The organism is Candidatus Sordicultor fermentans (genome assembly GCF_012728195.1).
Classification (GTDB): Bacteria; Atribacterota; Atribacteria; order Atribacterales; family Caldatribacteriaceae; genus Sordicultor; species Sordicultor fermentans.
The window spans coordinates 1-1,873 of the sequence record NZ_JAAYFP010000055.1; the positions used below are offsets into that span (position 1 = coordinate 1).

Annotated in this window: 3 protein-coding genes; all 3 read right to left on the bottom strand. The window is 40.8% G+C overall.

Annotation, left to right across the window (positions count from 1 at the left end):
• Positions 1-258: 258 nt before the first annotated feature.
• Positions 259-810, bottom strand: a complete 552-nt coding sequence (locus tag GXZ17_RS02760; RefSeq protein ID WP_409375762.1) for a flavin reductase family protein — start codon at positions 808-810, stop codon at positions 259-261.
• A 199-nt stretch (positions 811-1,009) separates the two neighbouring features.
• Positions 1,010-1,381: a tyrosine-type recombinase/integrase gene (locus GXZ17_RS02765; protein WP_409375764.1), complete on the bottom strand. Its 372-nt coding sequence runs from the start codon at positions 1,379-1,381 to the stop codon at positions 1,010-1,012.
• 142 nt (positions 1,382-1,523) lie between these two features.
• On the bottom strand, positions 1,524-1,873 hold a 350-nt coding region (locus tag GXZ17_RS02770), incomplete at its 5' end, for a hypothetical protein (RefSeq protein WP_409375763.1).

Below are 1,873 nucleotides of genomic sequence, written 5' to 3' on the forward strand. Positions count from 1 at the left end.
AAACGTTTCTTAGTAAGGACTGCCATAGAGAATGATAATGCTCAGATATTTAGAGCTTTAGGGATAAAGATTCCTAAGTTTATTCTCAGTGAAACTGTAGTGGAGTAAACAAAAAAGAGACTCTTTATTCCTTGATATATCAACGTTTTTAAATTACAGCTGTCAAAGTCAGGCAGCCAAAAACTACCAAAGCGCCAATACAAACAATAACCTTTGCCGAGCGAATATATTTATATACCCTCTTTTTTTATATTTCATTTATTGGCGTAACTTGTAATGATTACAGAAACTGCCCTCCCGTAGGAACAAGAAATCTTTATCTTTGCCTAAAGCATAATCCTCGTCAGCGTAAGCCTCTACCACTTCTCCCAGAAATAATGTCTTGTTTGCTATGTTCGGCCTTATATCCTCGCCGTCATAAGGTTTCGTATCCAGCTTTCCGACTACGATACACTCCATGTGAGCAACACACTCGGCGATTATCGGGGCCTTGACACGTTTGGCAGCCAAGGGCGTCAGACCGGTTTCCGCAAACTTGTTCACTTGTCTACCAGAATGGGAACCGCAATAATAGACCTCTTTTTTTAAGGACTGAGGTGGAACGTTGACAATGAACTCTCCTGTACGATCGATCAGCTCATGGGAGTAAAAAGGCTTACCTATGGCGCAGACGAGCTGCGGAGGTTGTCCAGCTGCCGGCATACAGAAACTCACGGCGATAATGTTTGCCTTGGAAGCAATGTCGCCGCAGGTTATCAGATAGGTCCTTAGCGGCCAAAGAAACTCCAAATACTCCACGTCAACCTTCATTCTGTTTTCCTCTCCTTTCTCTTATTTTTCCTATTGTTTCTCTCAGTGGTTCCTTTAGGGGATATTTTTATCTTCTTTTCCAACCCCCTTAACAATTCTTCCCTTTAAAAGCTCTATCCTATTTCAAAACTATACACCTCATTGTTTCCTATTACACAATCCGTTTTTCACGAAAAACTTCATTTCCTTTTCCAGCTTCTCATCTGCTATATGCAGTATAAATCTCCGTAACCTGAATTGAGCTATGCCCTAAAGCCTTTTGAACCAGCCTTAAATTCTTACCCTCCCGGTATAAACCAGTAGCAAAAGAGCGCCTTAACATATGGGGGTGAAGGTCTTTATTTATCCCCGCCTGTTTCCCTTTCCTTTTCACCATTTCCCTAACATATCGGGGATTTATAGGGTTGTCCTGCAATGTAATAAAAAGATATTCGCTTTCTGGTTTCATCTCTTTCCATTCCCTTAATACTTCCAGTACCTCTTCATTCAGCCATACCACTTGGTCTTTATCCCCTTTCCCCTGTTTAACGTATACCCTTCCTTTTTCAGTTCTTCCACTGCTTTTACTTATCTCCCCAGAATCTCTTCCGTTTTTTTTAACATCTCAATTTGAACGACTTCTAGCCGATTATCTTCTGCAGTTTCTCTATTCTCCTCGTGCCTGGCTTCAGTTGAGCTTCTGCTGTTTAAAGCTTTAGACCACATCTGTGAACTTATCCCGCCATTTGTAGTACGAATCTTAAGTATTTCCCGTTCTCTACAGATTTCTGTCCCTCCTTTTGTACCTCAAGACTCTCTAACACTATGGCCACTTTTCTTCTGCAGTCCATTTCCTTTGTTTCACGCTTTTTCCTCCTCATAGGGTTATTCTCACTTATACCTAGAGCATAACCTCTATATTCTGAGTGTGTCCAACCTTTATGGGTCTCAGTATATCTGCTTATACTGCTTATGCTCTTTCCTTCTTTTCTCATTTGGTGTAACATTATAATTGACTCACTCCTTAGCATGTATTTCCCTCCAATCTTTTGAATCCTATTAGAGGGATTATAGCTTAAGGGGT

Excerpts from the sequence above, each read along its gene's own strand:
- GXZ17_RS02760 (WP_409375762.1), bottom strand. The coding sequence starts at position 810 with ATGAAGGTTGACGTGGAGTATTTGGAGTTTCTTTGGCCGCTAAGGACC.